The following is a 13,884-nucleotide window of genomic DNA, read 5'->3' as shown; positions in this document are numbered from 1 at the left end:
TTCAGGAACCTTCCATGCCAGTTTGTGCTGACGACAGGAAGCACAACTCGCGCGAACGGTTGCTCGTGCCTCGCACGGCCCGGCACAACCTGCGGCACTCGGCGCTGCCGCGCCGGGGCGCTGTCGCCGCGGCCCGCCGTCAACCCTCCGCCGACGTCGCACTGTCGAGGACGTCGCTCGCCTGACGATCGGCATGGTAAGAGGAGCGCACCATGGGCGCGCTCGCGACGCCGGAGAACCCGATCGACTCGGCGAAGCGTCCGAGGTCTTTGAACTCGTCCGGGGTCCAATAGCGCTTCACGGGCAGGTGGTCGCGACTGGGCTGAAGATACTGGCCCAAGGTGAGCATGTCACAACCGTGGGTGCGCAAATCCCGCAGGGTCATCTCCACCTCCTCGCATGTCTCCCCGAGACCGAGCATCAACCCCGACTTGGTCGGCACGCCGGGATGAGCCGCCTTGAAGGCGGCGAGCAACCGCAACGAACCCGCGTAGTCCGCGCCCGGGCGCGCCTCTCGATAGAGCCGCGGAACCGTCTCGAGATTGTGGTTGAAGACATCCGGCACCCCGGCTCCCACGAATTGCGCAAGCGCTAGCGCCTCGCGCCCGCGGAAATCAGGCACCAGGACCTCGAGCTTGATTGCCGGACCGCGCTCCCGAACCGCAGCCAGACAAGCCGCGAAATGCGCGGCTCCGCCGTCGCGAAGATCGTCGCGATCCACCGATGTAATCACGACATAACGAAGGCCCATGGCCGCGATCGACTCGGCCAGGTGTCGCGGCTCGTCCGGATCGACAGGCTGCGGACGCCCGTGGGCCACGTCGCAGAAGGGGCAGCGCCGCGTGCAGATATCGCCCAGGATCATGAAGGTCGCGGTGCCGTGATTGAAGCACTCGCCCAGGTTCGGGCACATCGCCTCTTCGCAGACGGTCGCCAGCTTGCCCTTGCGCAGCAGACTCTTGATCCGGCTGACCCCTGCCCCGACGGGCGCCTTGGCCCGGATCCACGCGGGTTTGCGAAGGATCTCGGTTGCGGGCTCGATCTTCACCGGGATACGCGAGACCTTGTCGTGTCCGCGCTGGTGGGTTTCGGGGGTCGTTCGCGAAGGGGCGTGGAGCGATTGTTCGGGAGGCATGGCTGATCTCGGGAAAGCTCAAGAGAACAAGCGACATGATACGCATGCCCGGCGGGCGGACAAAACGTCTGCGGGGTGCTGTCGCGCGCGGCTGTCGATCGTGCGCCGGAGCCGATCGGAGCGCAGCGCGACCGATGGTCATTGGCCGCGATCGGGTGACGGGTTGGGGGTTGCTCGGCCGATCACCAGGTCGGTCTCGGTCAAGCTCGCCTGTCCGCGCGTCCGCTTCGCCGAACCGGCCCGTCGGCAGCCGATTCAGCGGGGGAACAGACGATTCATCAGCAGGCCGAACCAGGGCGTAAACCACTCGGGGCGACGCGCCAGAGCGCGCTGGATAGCCGGGACGGACATCCAGCGCCAAGCCCCGATCTCGGACGGATCAGGCCGGAGATCCCCGGCGTAAACGCCGAAGAAGACATGGAGATACTCATGCTCGATCAGACCCGATGCTTGGTCCTCGGCACGGTAGACGAGCTGGGTGCGCTCGACGAGCGGCACCCGGATTCCGAACTCTTCCTTCAGGCGACGGCCCGCAGCCTGCATCGTCGGCTCATCCGGCCTGGGATGGCCGCAACAGGTATTGGACCAACACGTCGCGAAGTGATACTTGGCATCGGCGCGTCGCTGCAGCAGGAGCCGGTCGGCCGCATCGAAGACCAGGATCGAGAAGGCTCGGTGCAATTGACCGTCGCGATGCACGGCGATCTTGCCGGCGCTACCGAGGGTCAGATCCCGGTCATCGACCAAGATCACCTGCTCGCAGGCGTCACGCTGCGCTGCGCGCTCCAGGGCGTCGGCGGCAAGCGGCGGTACGAATCGGGCACTCAAGGATAACCTCCAACGAAACATCTCATCGGGACGTCGCCGTCATGCGACTCAGGTACTGCAACCGAAGGTGTCGATCGCGGCACGCAGCTCGGCATGATGCCGGGCATGATCCTCGATCGAGATGCCGGCAGTGATGGCATCCCACGCCTGACGGAGGCTGGCGGCACCGCCGCGAGGCCCCATCGGGTGCCCGAAGACCCCGCGTCCCGGCACGAAGCCGAAATCACGCGTTCCGAGCGTGTCATGAACCCGCTTCAGCGTGCCGGCCCAATCGCTCCCGCCGGGCACCGGCAGACTCGGGCGCAGATGGCCCATCGGCTCGAGGCAGGCGGCGGCGTTGCGACACACCTCGGCGTCCGACATGAACATTCGCCCGCCGAAGCCCGGCATAATGATGACATCGAATCCGGCCAGTCGCTGCAGCTTGGTCATGACCAGGGAGCTGATGCCGAAATGTTCCAAGCGACTCAGCGCCGCAAGCATCGGGAAATGCGCCACCAAGGGCACTCGTGTGTGTTGCGCCAGCATCCGAACGGCACTCAAGCCCACCGGAAGAGCGTTTACGAGCAGGGCATTGGCACCGTTGCCGACAGCCGCGTCGTGCAGATCGCTCAATCGATCCACCTCGTCTGTGACGTTGGCCAGGTAGCCCTTCGGCGTGCCCGTCTGCGCTTCCGCGCGCCGCCGGGCGGCACCCAACAGTGCGGAGCGTCGTTCAAGGCTACACCAGTCGGTATCGCAAAGCATCTCGTCGTCTTTGGCGACATCCAGTCCGCCCAGCCATCCCTGGAGGGCAAGCTCGGCCATATCCTCCGGCGCCAATCCGATATTGGGCTTGATCACCCCGAAGAAGATCGGGCGGTCGTAGACCCCGAGCAAGTCGCGAAAACCTTCGACACCGTAGCGTGGCCCGTCGAAACGCCTCAAATAGGCATCCGGGAAATGAATGTCGAGCAACTTCACGACAGGGGCACCCGGCGAGAAGAAGGTGCCTTCGCCGCAGACCGCACTCAGGAGGTTCGGAATACGAGGACCGAAGTTGCGGTGGGGATGGGCGATGCGGACACGACACGCATGAATCTTGCCTTCGCCAGGCGCATTCAACCCGTAGCTGAAGTCCTGCAGGGTCGCATCGACGGCGAGTTGGACGACCTTTGCACCGAATTCCGCGCGCAAGTCCTCCGCCGAGCCGACCCGGCGCCACTGGGCGGTCGACTGCTCCGAGCAGAAATGTGCGACTGCAACGCGCGGGTCTCCCCGACACTCCATGTAATAGTCGAGACCTAGATAGGCGTCGGGATCCAGGGTATCCGCATCCGCGAAAAACCCTTCGAGATCGGCTGCCGTCATCCGCTATTGCTCTCCGCTGATCTGCATCAGAAGCCGACGCTCGTCGCGCGGGCCATCCAATTCAATGAAAAAGATCGATTGCCATCCACCGAGGAGCAAACATCCATCGGCAATCGGGATGGTTTCAGAGGCGTTCATGAAGAGTCCGAGCAGGTGGGAATGCGCGTTGAGTCGGCCGTCGACCGGGTCACGATTATGACGGAAATCCGTCTCGGCGGGAACGAGGCGGTGGAGGAAATCGAGCATATCGCGCTGCAACATCTGCTCTTTTTCGTTCAAGCAGACGAATGCGGTCGTGTGGGGTGAGAAGAGGGTCACTTGACCCTGCATGACACCGCTGTTTTGAAAGGCTGTTCGTACAATCGCCGTTATATCGATGATTTCGATCGGTGCGGCCGTGCTCAGGAGAATCGATTCGCAGGGGAAGAACATGCGGAACGCTTCGGGCGGAGTGATTGGAGCGTTGCGATCAGGGGCGGCGCCGACATTGCATGCCGCCCGCCCGAGACCGCAACTCCCGGCCTGATTTAACGGCCGGCAGGCAGGGGAGCCATCTGTGCGGCAGGCGTCACGGCAGCAGCCTTACCGGAGGCAGGCGCGCCGTCGGACAGCCAATTGAAGTCGGCCGTGCTGAGCAGGATGAAGTGGATCAACAGTCCGAGCACCAAGAGGAAACCGAACAAAGCCACCAGCGTTCTGCGCGGATCAAAGATCTGCCAAATTTTGTGCATGAGTTTATCTCCTGAAGACATAAAGCGGGACGGTGCAGATCGCTGCGCTCCTCCCGTCGGAATCCATCGCGAGTCTAAGGCGCTCGACTACAGCCAGGGGCGCCAGAGCCACGCAAGGATGTGAGCGACAATGACGACGCCGAAGAAGCCGGTCATGCTCTGCACGAAGATACCGTGAAATTCCTTCGCCTCTTCTTCGGTCAGACCGGACGTGCTTTTCACTTCAGCCATGGAATTACCCTCACTTGTCATGTTTTGGCCAGTTGGCCGTTACCGCGAACTTCCCCGCGGCGGGGACCACAGTGGAGCGGACCGCCCGTGCGCCCTTTGCGGCGACTCGGACGCTCCCGATGCGAACACCGGACTAAACGCCCCCGAGCCAGTTGAAGCCCGGACTGCTGAGCAGGATAAAATGGATCAACAAAGCCAGGACGAGCAAGAATGCGAACAAGCCTGCGAGTGTTCTGCGCGGATCGAAGATCTGCCAAATTTTGTGCATCTGTGTACTCCAGTGACTATCAGATGGGTGCTGCTGTATCAGCAAACGCCCGGCGGGCCTTCAATCGTTGCCCCGCTGCTCGGCCAGAACCAAGGAAGGGCACGGCCTGCTGAACCATCTCACCCGACGTGCGCCGGACCGGAATCCGGCGCTGCTTGTGGCCTCCGTGCCTTCGTCAGCCAGCCAAGCCGGCCGACGCGCTACAACGGCTTCGGCTGGGCCGCGGGCGCTGCGTCTGCCGCGGGCTCGACCGGAGGCGCTTCCTCGGGCGCCGCGGTCAGGGTCGGACCTGCAAGTGCGGGGTAGTCCTTGAGCATCTGAGCGCCGTAAAGTGGCTTATAAGCGCCCTGATGGCAGGTCGCGCAGCTCACACGGTAGGGGTCGCCTAACGGACCCTTCCGCGTTTCGGGCAACATCTCGTTCAACGGCCAGATGTATTCTTGGTTCATCTCACGCACATGCCGGATCGCATACCAAGCGGTGGTGCGCTGCGGGGTGCTCTGATCCCAAGCGAAGAAAGACCGACTGTTGTGGCAGAAGGTGCAGTTGACGCCGAGTGCGTCGGACATATGCATCATCAAGCCGTAGGTCCACTCTGCTTGCTTGGTCGAAGCCAAGTTGCCGCTCGGTAGGGCCGAATCGCCGATTACGCGGATCTCGTTCGCCTGATCGAGGAACGGCGTGAAGGGGTCGAACGGCAAGGACGCGTAGGCAACCGTCGATGAAGCAATGTTCTGGCCTGTCGGAGCCACACCGGATGGCAGATTCGGACCCGGATCAGTGGTCCAGACGTACTCGGGTACCGGCTTGCCCCGGTGACAGGTATAGCAAGTGACGCCCGTATCGGCGACATGGTCCTTCCATGCCGAATTGGCCTGCTGCGTCATCTCGAACATCTTGCGCGATACGACCTTCGTATAGATGTCATCCGACGCCCAGTTGCCGGGCACATGGCAGTAGTTGCAGCCCTGCTCGGGAGCGACCCAAGTCGTGACGGCTACCATCAGGCGGGTGAAATCCGCAACGGTGAGATCACTCAGGACCTGAACATTTTCATAGACCGCGGAGACCTTCGGCCCACCCGGCGGCGCCGCCGGAATAACCTCGGGAGGCTGGTTTGCTTTATAGCTTCGAGCCAGATCGCCGGGGTTCTGGACATGCTCCATCGCAAGACCGCGATAACCCAATTGCACCGTCTCGGGGGGCGGAGCTTCACAGCCCGCAACAAACACAGAAGCAACGACAGCCGCGAGTGGAATCGACGTGTAAGTGGACATCTTCATTGCGAAACCCCCTGCAACAGCGTCGGATCCACAGCGCCGTCAAGCGGATAGACGGGAGCGACACCATGCTTCACGGCCCACAGATACCAGTTGTCGACCACCGTGCCGGTCAGGAGAATCCCGATGCCTGCGGTGATGACTGTCAAGACTGCGAACCACCACGCCCAGCGATGAATCGATTCCATCGTGGCATTGAAGCCCATCGTCCAGCGCCAGAAGAGTGCTGCGCGCTCGGCTGCCGTGCCGCGATGCGTGATCTGGTCGATCTCGCGATCGCCACCGAACCGGCTGACGGCGAGGATCGTCGCGCCATGCATGGCAAACAGCAGGGCCGAGCCATACAGGAAGGCAATCGAGAGCATATGGAACGGGTTGTAATACAGGTTCCCGTACCGAATCGAGAAGGCTGCGGTCCAGTCCAGGTGAGGGAAGATACCGAAAGGCACCGCCTCCGCCCAACTTCCCATCAACACCGGGCGAATAAAACCCAGGCTCAGATAGAAGAAGATCGCCGCTGCAAACGCCCACGACAGCCACTGACTCAAACCCAGATCCGCTGCCCGCTTGTAGGTCCGGATCCACCAAAGGATAATGGAGGTAGTCAGGAAGAACCCGGCGATCAACCACCAGCCGCCGTCACCCAAAGGAGGGATGCTGAGGCCGTAGGACGGTGGTGGCGGCTCAAGTGCCAGCCAGAAGAAGTTCTTCACAAACTCTATCGGGCTCCAATTTACGGAAGCCGCCATGTTGAAGCCGATGATCTCGATGGCGATGAAGCCGAAGAGCAAGGATGCAACACCGGTGAATCCAAGATAGATGGGGCCGATCTGAGCATCACCGAGCTTACCTGCCCAATAGGAGAAGATCGGCTTGCCGATACGCGGCAGATTGCCTTTCGGCATAGGCGTTCCGGGATAAGCCGGAGAGCGCACCTGCACGCTTGTAAAAATGTTCTGATATTCAGCCATTGTTGTCTCCTAGACCCTACCAGAGCGGAAGCTCAAGCCACCAGTTCCACCATTCCGGCCAACCGCGCGTCCAGAAGGGTCCGCTGATCACGATACAGACGGCGCTCCAAAAAACCGCGCTCAGCGCCAGGAAGAGACCTAGACGATGGATACCAAGTGCGCCGACGGAGTAGCCGATCAAATCCCGGAAGAAGGTATTCTCGTGCTCGCCGGTCTTGACCGGTTCACCCTTCTTGGGATTGGTCACCGACAGGATCAAAGAGCCGTGCATCGCCAGCGCTAAAGTTGTGGTGAAGAAGAAAGTGATCGCGAGCATGTGGGCCGGGTTGTAATGGAAATGCAGGTATTGGTAACCTACATTCGAAACCCAGTCTAAGTGGCTCATGATTCCGTACGGGAAGCCATGACCCCACGCACCCATCAAGATGGGACGAATCACTACGAGCGTCACAAAGGCACCGATCGCGAAACTGAAGGCGAAGGGGACGTGGAAACCGATTCCGAGCTTGCGGGAAATCTCGACCTGCCTCAGCGCCCAGGAGACGAATGCCCCGATCGCGCAGAGTGTAATGAACTGCCAAAGACCGCCCTGGTCGAGTGGAGCCATTCCTAGGCCGTAGCTGAGATCCGGGGGAGCGATGTTGATCTGCCAGATATTGAATGTCTGCAGCTCAGGCGTCGGACCGAGGGTGGCGCCCCAGACGATCAAGAGCGTACCTAACAATGCGAAGAAGAACGCCGAGACTCCGAAGAAGCCGACATAGAACGGCCCCACCCAGAAGTCGAATAGGTCTCCCCCTATCAGCGTCCCGCCACGGACGCGGTATTTTTTCTCAAAACTGAGCATGGCCATCGTAAAATCCTCTGCTGGGGAGGCATCCGATTCGGCTGCCTCCTCTTAGCACTGTCGGCGGTAGGTGGGGCCTGGCGAATGGGTCCAGCCTCCCCTGCCACCCCCGTAAAGGACGCTATTGCCTTTGCGGCACAACGGGCGTCACTTGCATCTGACTGACCGCGGACTTGGCGGGGATGCCGTCTTCGAGCCAGTTGAAATCTGCAGTGCTGAGCAGAACCATGTGAATGGCCAGACCAAGGACGATCAGGAACGCAAAAAGAGCGACCAGGATGCGACGCGGATCCATGATCAGCCAGATTTTCCACAAGCTTTCGGTCGAGAACATATTCATTTCTCCTGGAATCAGGACGAGTTAGATGACCGTGCGACCGGCACCCTCGGGCGCCAGCGCTGAATTGGTTTTTTCTACAGCCAAGGGCGCCACAGCCACGCCAGGATGTGTGCAACGATGACGATTCCGAAGAAGGTGGTCATGCTCTGCACGAAGATCCCGTGGAACTCTTTCGCTTCTTCTTCGGTCATGCCGGACATGCTGGTGTTTTCAGCCATTGATCGATCCTCCAGTAGGAGATGAACCTAAGTAACGCCGCACCGACCCCGTGCGGCGGGGGTTTCGTCGCGGACCAACGGACCGCGACGGAGAAGCTGCTCGAAACGCCCGACCAGCCACTCGACTCCATCGTCCCGAATAAAGAGACGGGCAACTGATGTCGCGCGGGGCATGCGCTCCGTTCGACAAGTGAAACTCGCCAGCACCCGGCGAAATACCTCGCCCGTGAACCTCGACCTCCGCGGGAGTTTTGCGCGACGCAACCGGCGAGAGGCTCGGAACGTCGAATCTCGGATTGTTCAGGTCGGGTCTCACGGGTCCGGTACGAAAGCTTTGCAGGGTGACTGGATTACGTGTCAGTCTAGCTTGACTGACGTAGATGTCAATCTACATTTACACCCATTTGCGCCGCAGCTGCGCCCGGACAATCAACAGGCGCCACCCGCGCCCCGAGGGCGTGAGCTTGCCGGAGAAATGGCTGCGAAAACAGCTACGGAGGGTGTCGCGGCGAGCCAGTCGAGCCGGCGGCGCCGGCACAGAGCAGCAGCGCGGCGCGGCCGTGTCGCACGGCAGGCGACGAGACGGAGCCGGCAGACCCGGCGGGGTTGGATCGGGGATACGCACCACCACGAGCGCTGCGCGCTGTTGCGCGCGGGGCAGCGGCTTGCGCCGAACAGTAGAGGCGACAGCTAGAGCGAGCGCCGGGCCTCGAGGACGCGATCGAGACTCACCCGCTCATCCCCTGCATTGCGCGAGGCGCGCTCGGCGGCATCGCGCAGGCGCTTGGCGGCCGAGATGCGCACCAATACGGGCTGGGAATCGACGATGCGGTCAAATGCCGAGAGTGCGTCCTCGCCCCAGGGCAGCTCGCGATGGAGTCGGGCCGGGGTGGCGTCGACCTTGTCGAGATCGGTGCCGAGCGGAATGATGTTGAAGAGGGCATCGAAGAGGGCGTTGCAGACCTCCTGGACGAGGTAGGTCGCACCCGAGTAGCCCATGAAGGGCGTGCCGGTGTGACGTCGGATCACGGTGCCCGGGAACGACGCCGGGATGTAGGTCGCACGGGCGCCGATCTCGGACAGGTACATGCGCTCGTTGTAGCTGCCGAAGACGATCAGCGGCGTCTTCTTGTGCACCGCCTCGCGTACGGCATCGTTGTCCGGCTTCACGCCTGCCCTGCGCGAGAAGGCGAAATTGCACGGCAAACCCAGCTCGTCTTCGAGGAAATGACGCAGGCCCCGCGCATAAGTATCGGTGGCCACGACACCGAAACTGGCCGTGCCGAAGAAGTCCTGCGTGACCGACCGCCAGAGATCCCAGATCGGCTTGATGGTCGTGTGCTTTTCGCGCTCGATGAAGGGCTCGGGGTCCAGCTCGAGCAGCTCGCCGAGCGTGCGCAGAAACTTGGTCGTGCTGTGCAGACCGATCGGGGCCTGGATAAAGGGCCGCTCGAGCGCCTCGCAGAGGCTGCGCCCGAACTCGCGGTACATGCAGATGTTGACCTCTGCATTGACCAACTCGGGCACTCGATCCAGATGGCTCCCCAGCGGGAAGACCTGATTGACCGTCGCTCCGATCCCTTCCACCAGACGCCGGATCTCGGCGAGATCGGACGGGGTGTTGAAGGTTCCGTACATGGGTCCGATGATGTTCACGCGCGGGGGCTCGCCCGGCTTGCGCGGCTTGGCCTTGGGCATCCCGCCCTTCTTCAGGCCGTACTGACTCCACAGCCAGTACATGGCACGATTGGCACTCTGCCACTGATCCTCGTCGATGGTGCGCGGCAGGAAGCGATGGATATTGGTCCCTTCGGGCGTGACACCGCCGCCGATCATCTCGGCAATCGAGCCGGTGACCACCACGGCGGGGCGCTCGGGGTCCAGGGTGGCATAGGCGCGACGCATCGCCTCCTCGGTCCCCTTCTGGCCCAGCTCCTCCTCGCCCAGACCGGTGACGACCACCGGCAGCTCATGCGGCGGCAACCCGTCCGTGTAGTGCAGTACGGCGGTCACCGGGAGGTTCTCGCAGCCGACCGGTCCGTCGATGATGACCTGCAGGCCCTTGACGGCCGCAAACACGTAGACGGAGCCCCAATAACCGCCGGCGCGGTCGAGGTCGTTGATCAACATGAGTAAAACGTCCTCGTGACCGGACTCAAAGTGGCTTGACGACTGGGGAGAGGGCAGGCGCGGCGACCGACACGGGCGACTGATCCCAGATCCCGCAGGTCTCGCCCGCACCCACGCCATCGAAGAAGCTGCGCATGGCGGTGAATCGATGCCGATTGGCCAGCGCGGTATTAATGACCTGGGCCAGAGAACCGGCACCCGCGGGACCCATCAGCGGACGCGCCGAGATGAGATTGGTGAAATAGAGCGCCGGGATGCTCATCTCCTTGGCCGCTTGCACGACCGGCGTGGTCCCGATCGCGAGATCCGGCTCCAGCGCCTTCACTGCCGCGATGTCCTGCTCCAGAGACGCACGGAACTGAACCGGCACCCCGCGCGACTCGAGCCAAGCCAGATCCGCTTCGGACCAGGGTGTGCGCCCGCAGGCGGTGCCGACATAGGGAACATCCGCACCGGACTCGATCAGCAGACGCGCGACCAGCAGCTCGGAACCCTCGTAACCGGAGACCGTGACCCGGCCCTTGATCGGGCTGCCCGACAGGGCGCCGGCGATGGCCGGCAGGATCTTGTTCTTGGCCAGATCGACCTTGGCCTGTGCGATCCCGCAGGCCGCTCCAATCGCGTCGAGCCAGCTCGCGGTGCCCTCGCACCCGACCGGTGCCGAGCCGACGATGGGGCGACCCGCCAGGGCAAACTCGCGCGCGCTCGCGGTGTATTGAGGATGAATCGCCGCGGCAACCCGACAATCGAGCGCGCCGTACAGCTCGCGCCATTCGCGGGTCGGCACGACCGGACCGGGCGCCAGCCCCATGGGCTCGAGCATCATCCCGATCCCGACCGGGTCGGCCGGGAACATCTCACCGAGCAGGGTCACGGTCGGCCGCTCGCTGCGACCGCCGCGCGGTGCCTGCACCGGGCCTTGCTCGGCCTCGGTGCGCGCATACTGAAGCATGGCGCCGGCGAGCACGTCCTTCGCCTCGGCATGGGTCGGCACCCCGAATCCGGGCACGTCGATGCCGAGAATACGCACGCCGTTGAGCTCTTTGGGCAAGAGACGCAAGGGTACGCCGGAGGCGGTCGGCACGCAGAGGTTGATCACCACGACGGTATCGTAGTGATCCGGATCGGCGAGCTTGAGTACCGCCTCGCGCACGTCCTCGAAGAGCGCACCCGAGACCAGGGTCTCCGAGTCGAAGGGCACATAACCGACCGAGCGACGTGCGCCGTAGAAATGGGAGGTAAAGGTCAAACCGTAGACACAACAGCCGGAGCCTGCGAGTACCATGGCCGTGCGCCGCATGCGCAGCCCGACCCGCAAGGCGCCGAACGCCGGACACATGGTCTGGGGTTGATCGTGCGGTCCCTTCGGATAGTCCCGCGCGTAGCGCTCCAGCAACTCGCGGTTTCCCGCTGCGGCCGCGGCGGCGTGCAAGGTCTCGACGCCGCCGTGACAGCCACCGCCCTGCCCCGCGTCGGCCGCGCGATCACTGATCGGACCTTCGGCCTCGGATGGCTTAGACATCGTCGTAGATCACCTCGAGCGAGGGTTTCTTGAAGGTCGCGGCGCTGCACATGTCTTCGGGTGTCGCCGGCTCGAGCACGACATGACGACCGACCACGTCGCCCGTGAAGAGCCCCAGCAGGCCGTCCTGATCCAGCGGTTTGGGATGGATCGGCGGCGCCAGGCCCACGTTGGTCGCCAACTCTTCGAACAGCGGACCCCAGCGATCGCCCGGTCGGCCGATGATCTCGTAGTTCGCGCTCTTGCGCCGGATCTCGTCGTGGGCCGGTATGGTTGCAAGGATCGGGATCTCCACCGCCTTGGCAAAGGCTTGCGCCTCCCCGGTGCCGTCGTCCTTGTTGATCACCATGCCGGCCACACCGACGTTGCCGCCCAACCCTCGGAAATACTCGACCGCCGAGCAGACGTTGTTGGCGACATAGAGCGATTGCAGGTCGTTCGATCCGACCACGATCACCTTCTGACAGAGATCGCGCGCGATCGGCAGACCGAAGCCGCCGCAGACCACGTCGCCCAAGAAGTCGAGCAGGACATAGTCGAAGTCCCACTCGTGAAAACCCAGGCCTTCGAGCAGCTCGAAGCCGTGGATGATGCCGCGACCGCCGCATCCACGCCCCACGTCCGGACCGCCCAGCTCCATCGCGAAGACACCGTCGCGCTTGAAGCAGACGTCGCCGATGCTGACCTTGTCGCCGGCGCGTTTCTTCTCGCCCGAGGTCCCCAGGATGGTCGGACAGGCACGCCCGCCGAACAGTAGTGTCGTGGTGTCGCTCTTGGGGTCGCAGCCGATCAACAGGACCTTCTTGCCCTGCTGCGCCATCATGTAGGACAGGTTTGCCAGGGTGAAGCTCTTACCGATGCCGCCCTTGCCGTAGATCGCGATGATCTGGGTCTCCTTGATGGAGGGCGTGGCGATCGAGGGTGCGCCGACCGGATCCTTGGCCGATTGGCGCGCGGGCGCCAATGCGGGACTCTTGACGGATACACTCACGAGATCGATCTCCAATCCAAGATCATTTTCAGACAGTTGGGGTCACCGAACGCGGTGCGATAGGCCGCATCGGCATGGGTCGCGGGCTCGCGATGGGTGATGAGCCCGTCGAGTGAAAGGCGTCCCGAATCGACCAGTTCCTTGACCGCGACGATATCCGGCGGACGCCATTCGGCGGCGACTTGGATGCGCGTCTCGCGCATGAAGGCCGGCGGGAACGAGAAGGACAGAGGTTGGCTGTAGAAACCGGCGAGGATGACCTCCCCGCCCGGTGCCATGCGTGCGATCAAGGTATCGAGGATCCCCGAGTCGCCGCTGACGTCGCAGATGCGCCGATAGTCCGTGCGATGATCCTGATCCGGCGCGACGACTTGGTAGCCGTGGCCTTCGGCGCCGTGCGCGCGCTCCGGGTTCGTCTCCCAGACCGTCGGGCGAGCGCCCTCGGCCAAGGCCGCGATCCGCGCCACCAGTCGACCCAGCACGCCGTGACCGATGACGAGGTCGACAGGGCCGGCACTCAGACCGCCGATGGCGTGATAGGCCGTTGCCGCCAATGCGAGCAGCACGGCATCCTCCCCGAGCGCATCGCCGACCGGCACGGCACGCTCGCCGGGGAGCACGATGCGCGAGGCCGCTCCGCCGAACAGACCGCGCGCCTCGTTGTAGCAGCGCGCTCCGGGCACGAAGACGCGCTGACCGACCTCGAGCCCCGACCGATCGCCGGCCCAGGTCACGCGACCGACCGACTCGTAGCCGGGCACCAACGGATAGCCCATGCCGGGAAAGCTCGGCATGCGCCCGGACCAGAGCAGACGCTCGGTACCCGTGCTGATGCCGCTCCATTCGATCGCGACCATGACGTCCGCGTCGCCCGGCGCGGTGAGCGTCAGCGGTTTGAGGGCAAGGGATTCAGGCTGATCGAGAACGACGGCGAGGGTATCGAGGTTCAATGTTCGACCCTGATAGTGACAGTCAAAGACTTTGGAGTTTAACCCAACTCAAGCACGTCCGGCAGAAGCTGCCGGACTTTTCCATCGGACCG

At 63.2% G+C, this 13,884-nt stretch carries 17 protein-coding genes; 1 reads left to right on the top strand and 16 read right to left on the bottom strand.

What is annotated here, in order from left to right; genetic code table 11:
- Positions 1 to 139: 139 nt before the first annotated feature.
- The 12 genes from lipA to pufB (B4N44_RS01445) form a co-directional block, all read right to left on the bottom strand.
- On the bottom strand, positions 140 to 1,135 hold the full coding sequence (gene lipA / locus B4N44_RS01500) for a lipoyl synthase (RefSeq protein WP_296696096.1): 996 nt from the start codon (positions 1,133 to 1,135) through the stop codon (positions 140 to 142).
- A gap of 255 nt (positions 1,136 to 1,390) precedes the next feature.
- Positions 1,391 to 1,963, bottom strand: a complete 573-nt coding sequence (gene idi / locus B4N44_RS01495; RefSeq protein WP_296696094.1) for an isopentenyl-diphosphate Delta-isomerase — start codon at positions 1,961 to 1,963, stop codon at positions 1,391 to 1,393.
- A 48-nt stretch (positions 1,964 to 2,011) separates the two neighbouring features.
- A complete protein-coding gene (locus B4N44_RS01490) occupies positions 2,012 to 3,313 on the bottom strand; it encodes a RuBisCO large subunit C-terminal-like domain-containing protein (RefSeq protein WP_296696091.1) in 1,302 nt (433 codons plus the stop codon).
- A 3-nt stretch (positions 3,314 to 3,316) separates the two neighbouring features.
- Positions 3,317 to 3,745 (bottom strand): secondary thiamine-phosphate synthase enzyme YjbQ, encoded by a 429-nt coding sequence (locus B4N44_RS01485; RefSeq protein WP_296696086.1) that lies wholly within the window; start codon positions 3,743 to 3,745, stop codon positions 3,317 to 3,319.
- Between the two features lie 95 nt (positions 3,746 to 3,840).
- Positions 3,841 to 4,044, bottom strand: a complete 204-nt coding sequence (pufA, locus tag B4N44_RS01480) for a light-harvesting antenna LH1, alpha subunit (protein ID WP_296696084.1) — start codon at positions 4,042 to 4,044, stop codon at positions 3,841 to 3,843.
- An 87-nt stretch (positions 4,045 to 4,131) separates the two neighbouring features.
- Positions 4,132 to 4,275, bottom strand: coding sequence for a light-harvesting antenna LH1, beta subunit (gene pufB, locus B4N44_RS01475; protein WP_120795963.1), 144 nt, complete (start codon positions 4,273 to 4,275; stop codon positions 4,132 to 4,134).
- A 133-nt stretch (positions 4,276 to 4,408) separates the two neighbouring features.
- Positions 4,409 to 4,543 carry a light-harvesting antenna LH1, alpha subunit gene (pufA, locus tag B4N44_RS01470; RefSeq protein WP_296696079.1) on the bottom strand — a complete coding sequence of 45 codons (135 nt, stop codon included), beginning with the start codon at positions 4,541 to 4,543 and terminating at the stop codon, positions 4,409 to 4,411.
- A 200-nt stretch (positions 4,544 to 4,743) separates the two neighbouring features.
- A complete protein-coding gene (gene pufC, locus B4N44_RS01465) occupies positions 4,744 to 5,826 on the bottom strand; it encodes a photosynthetic reaction center cytochrome PufC (protein ID WP_296696078.1) in 1,083 nt (360 codons plus the stop codon).
- Positions 5,823 to 6,794: a photosynthetic reaction center subunit M gene (pufM, locus tag B4N44_RS01460; protein WP_296696075.1), complete on the bottom strand. Its 972-nt coding sequence runs from the start codon at positions 6,792 to 6,794 to the stop codon at positions 5,823 to 5,825. Before pufM ends, pufC begins: the two co-directional genes overlap by 4 nt.
- Positions 6,795 to 6,810: 16 nt before the next feature.
- The gene (pufL, locus tag B4N44_RS01455) at positions 6,811 to 7,647 is read right to left on the bottom strand and encodes a photosynthetic reaction center subunit L (protein ID WP_296696073.1); all 837 of its coding nucleotides are present in this window, start codon (positions 7,645 to 7,647) and stop codon (positions 6,811 to 6,813) included.
- Between the two features lie 115 nt (positions 7,648 to 7,762).
- Positions 7,763 to 7,975, bottom strand: coding sequence for a light-harvesting antenna LH1, alpha subunit (gene pufA, locus B4N44_RS01450; protein WP_296696071.1), 213 nt, complete (start codon positions 7,973 to 7,975; stop codon positions 7,763 to 7,765).
- 80 nt (positions 7,976 to 8,055) lie between these two features.
- Positions 8,056 to 8,199 carry a light-harvesting antenna LH1, beta subunit gene (gene pufB, locus B4N44_RS01445; RefSeq protein ID WP_093033233.1) on the bottom strand — a complete coding sequence of 48 codons (144 nt, stop codon included), beginning with the start codon at positions 8,197 to 8,199 and terminating at the stop codon, positions 8,056 to 8,058.
- A gap of 21 nt (positions 8,200 to 8,220) precedes the next feature.
- On the opposite strand from pufB (B4N44_RS01445), the gene B4N44_RS01440 reads away from it, so the two are divergent.
- A complete protein-coding gene (locus B4N44_RS01440; RefSeq protein WP_296696061.1) occupies positions 8,221 to 8,358 on the top strand; it encodes a hypothetical protein in 138 nt (45 codons plus the stop codon).
- 531 nt (positions 8,359 to 8,889) lie between these two features.
- Here the strand turns inward: B4N44_RS01440 and bchZ are convergent.
- From bchZ to bchC, 4 genes are read right to left on the bottom strand one after another with little or no spacing between them, the layout of a single operon-like run.
- Positions 8,890 to 10,329, bottom strand: coding sequence for a chlorophyllide a reductase subunit Z (bchZ, locus tag B4N44_RS01435; protein ID WP_296696059.1), 1,440 nt, complete (start codon positions 10,327 to 10,329; stop codon positions 8,890 to 8,892).
- A gap of 25 nt (positions 10,330 to 10,354) precedes the next feature.
- A complete protein-coding gene (gene bchY, locus B4N44_RS01430) occupies positions 10,355 to 11,851 on the bottom strand; it encodes a chlorophyllide a reductase subunit Y (RefSeq protein WP_296696057.1) in 1,497 nt (498 codons plus the stop codon).
- A complete protein-coding gene (locus B4N44_RS01425) occupies positions 11,844 to 12,842 on the bottom strand; it encodes a chlorophyllide a reductase iron protein subunit X (RefSeq protein ID WP_414718108.1) in 999 nt (332 codons plus the stop codon). The genes bchY and B4N44_RS01425 overlap by 8 nt, the downstream gene beginning before the upstream one ends.
- Positions 12,839 to 13,792, bottom strand: coding sequence for a chlorophyll synthesis pathway protein BchC (bchC, locus tag B4N44_RS01420; protein ID WP_296696054.1), 954 nt, complete (start codon positions 13,790 to 13,792; stop codon positions 12,839 to 12,841). The genes B4N44_RS01425 and bchC overlap by 4 nt, the downstream gene beginning before the upstream one ends.
- Positions 13,793 to 13,884: the final 92 nt, after the last annotated feature.

The sequence above is a fragment of the Thiocapsa sp. UBA6158 genome (assembly GCF_002423035.1).
Lineage (GTDB): Bacteria > Pseudomonadota > Gammaproteobacteria > Chromatiales > Chromatiaceae > Thiocapsa.
Note: the sequence above shows the minus strand (reverse complement) of the source record. Positions and strands in the feature narration are given on the sequence as shown.

Bases quoted from the DNA above. Each gene is read 5' to 3' on its own strand.
- pufA (WP_296696079.1), bottom strand. From the start codon at position 4,543: ATGCACAAAATTTGGCAGATCTTCGATCCGCGCAGAACACTCGCAGGC.
- pufA (WP_296696071.1), bottom strand. From the start codon at position 7,975: ATGTTCTCGACCGAAAGCTTGTGGAAAATCTGGCTGATCATGGATCCG.
- pufB (WP_120795963.1), bottom strand. From the start codon at position 4,275: ATGGCTGAAGTGAAAAGCACGTCCGGTCTGACCGAAGAAGAGGCGAAG.
- pufA (WP_296696084.1), bottom strand. From the start codon at position 4,044: ATGCACAAAATTTGGCAGATCTTTGATCCGCGCAGAACGCTGGTGGCT.
- pufB (WP_093033233.1), bottom strand. From the start codon at position 8,199: ATGGCTGAAAACACCAGCATGTCCGGCATGACCGAAGAAGAAGCGAAA.
- B4N44_RS01440 (WP_296696061.1), top strand. From the start codon at position 8,221: ATGAACCTAAGTAACGCCGCACCGACCCCGTGCGGCGGGGGTTTCGTC.
- bchZ (WP_296696059.1), bottom strand. From the start codon at position 10,329: ATGTTGATCAACGACCTCGACCGCGCCGGCGGTTATTGGGGCTCCGTC.
- lipA (WP_296696096.1), bottom strand. From the start codon at position 1,135: ATGCCTCCCGAACAATCGCTCCACGCCCCTTCGCGAACGACCCCCGAA.
- pufL (WP_296696073.1), bottom strand. From the start codon at position 7,647: ATGGCCATGCTCAGTTTTGAGAAAAAATACCGCGTCCGTGGCGGGACG.
- pufM (WP_296696075.1), bottom strand. From the start codon at position 6,794: ATGGCTGAATATCAGAACATTTTTACAAGCGTGCAGGTGCGCTCTCCG.
- bchY (WP_296696057.1), bottom strand. From the start codon at position 11,851: ATGTCTAAGCCATCCGAGGCCGAAGGTCCGATCAGTGATCGCGCGGCC.
- B4N44_RS01485 (WP_296696086.1), bottom strand. From the start codon at position 3,745: ATGTTCTTCCCCTGCGAATCGATTCTCCTGAGCACGGCCGCACCGATC.
- B4N44_RS01490 (WP_296696091.1), bottom strand. From the start codon at position 3,313: ATGACGGCAGCCGATCTCGAAGGGTTTTTCGCGGATGCGGATACCCTG.
- pufC (WP_296696078.1), bottom strand. From the start codon at position 5,826: ATGAAGATGTCCACTTACACGTCGATTCCACTCGCGGCTGTCGTTGCT.